The sequence below is a fragment of the Francisella sp. SYW-2 genome (assembly GCF_008711475.1).
In the GTDB taxonomy this organism is placed as follows: domain Bacteria; phylum Pseudomonadota; class Gammaproteobacteria; order Francisellales; family Francisellaceae; genus Francisella; species Francisella salimarina.
The window spans coordinates 1-2,079 of sequence record NZ_VXKO01000058.1 but is presented as its reverse complement, the minus strand read 5'-3'; the positions used below and the strand labels follow the sequence as shown (position 1 = coordinate 2,079).

Genomic DNA, 2,079 nt, shown 5'->3' with positions numbered 1-2,079 from the left:
CCACTATACCCCATAGCTGGAGCTACTTTAGAGTTAGGTTGCATAAGTACTGTGAATACTACAGCTAATAGCTCTTCTTTATTATCTTTGATATTTTTAATAGCAGCTTGTATATCAGACCCTTTTAAGAAATCAATAACAGTAGTAGTCAAACTACCAGCGCCATTAACAGCAGGCCCCACGAAACTCATCGAAGTATCCCAAACAGTCGATATTGGATTTTGGTTGAATATGTTAGATATTGAATCCTCCAAATTATCCCAAACTTGTTGAGGAATATCAGCAACCCCAGTATTAGTTAGTTTGTATAACTTATCGATAACTTCACTAGCAATATCATACAGAGTATCTTTCTCATGATAAGCATATATAGGTATAAAGTTATGTCTTAACTTCTCTCTTAAATTTAGATTTTGATATAAGCTTTCACCAGTTAGCATATCTGTATCATTAGTAGCTAAGAAAGGCTTATTATCATTAGGGTTAGGGTAGACTTGTAACCATTTTCTATAGAAAGCTTGGCACTTTTGCCCAATATTACCCTCGACAAAGAAACTAGCAGGGTAGATAAACTTATTAGCAATTTGATAAATTGATTCAAAGCCACCATTAGTATCTGTACTAGTACTTTGAGCTACGAAACTATCAAGAGCATAAGAAGCCACTCCAATTATAGCGAATAATAATCCAGCGCCTTTATCACTTATTTTTTCATGAATAGCTTGAGCCTCAGGATATTTATTATAATCAATATTCCCAGCTAAGATATTAGGAATTAGCTTATAAGTAGTATCAGCAAAGCTAGTACCAATCTTAGCAGTAGAGAAGTAGTAGCTAGATACACTTACTAAGACATGGGTAATCATTCTATTGACAGCTTCATTCATAGTCATAGACTGAATTTCACCTTTTTTGAACAAGCTAGGAATATTAGGAATAGGTCCCAGCATCTCATCGAGGTTACTATAAGCAATTGTGAATTTATCAGCCTTACTAGCAGCAGCTGCATAGTTATAGCTGACATTGTAATCTTGAGTAGTTGGTGTAAGTTCTAGCTTACCATTTTCATACCTTTCGTAAGTATTAGAGATAGTCTGTACAGCTTCATTTCTATTAGAATTACTCAAGCTATCATTAGCAATAGCAGGTTCCCAACATAGAGCTTGATCTACAGGAGTACTTACATTCTTCAAAGTATTCATAATTACAGCATTACCCAAAGAGTGAGCCATAATATTAACCTTGATACCATTTTGTTTAAGATAGTCAATTACAATAGCTAGTTTCTGCCCAGCAAACTCACTCATCGCAATAGCAGCACTATAGTCATACGGAGCTTTAGGATTACCTTGCCAAGCTATTTGAACAATACGGTTATAATCATCAAGAGATTTTTCATCCCAACCAGCAGCTTTGTTTAAAGAATACTCCAACTGTAGATTCCATTTACAAGCACCTTCAGCAGTATTTTCATTATCAGTGTTATATTCAAGCGACTCTTTATCACTATCAAAAGGTAGGATACTAGCTTTCTGGTCAGATAGTTTATGTATATTACCCTTGAAGTAACCAGTTACATCATACCAAGGGGTATCATTCATTAATTTATTTTCAGTAATATCATACTGACTATCCATATATTCTAGAGCTTGAGGATAGCCACGCATTTTATTATTTATTTTATCTTCTACAGCTACATTATATCCATGAATAGCAAAAGTAATATTAGGATCGATAGTACTACCAGGTTTTTGTCTTTTAAGTAGTTTATTTTGGCTTTTTGCTAATTTGAGGATATATTCTTGCCAGAAGTCATCACTATCATCAACGATATGGTCATAATAAGCAATTTTATATCCAACAGGTTCATAGTAATGAGCTAGAGGAGCATATCTTTGTATTAGATTGTTATACTCACCAAAGTTTTGATTAGCCTTATAATATGCAAAATAATAATCCTCTCTAAGATTAATCATCATTGGAGGTTCAAAGACATTGATAACAAGATGATTAACAGTAGTCTCAATATCATTGATAGTTTCAGTTTTACCTTGTTTGACTTCTATCTTTTGCCAATCC

Annotated in this window: 1 protein-coding gene; it reads right to left on the bottom strand. The window is 33.8% G+C overall.

Features of this window, described 5'->3' with window-relative positions; translation table 11 throughout:
- A partial coding sequence (locus F3D57_RS10115; protein ID WP_150466163.1) for an alpha/beta hydrolase occupies positions 1 to 2,079 on the bottom strand: 2,079 nt, incomplete at both ends.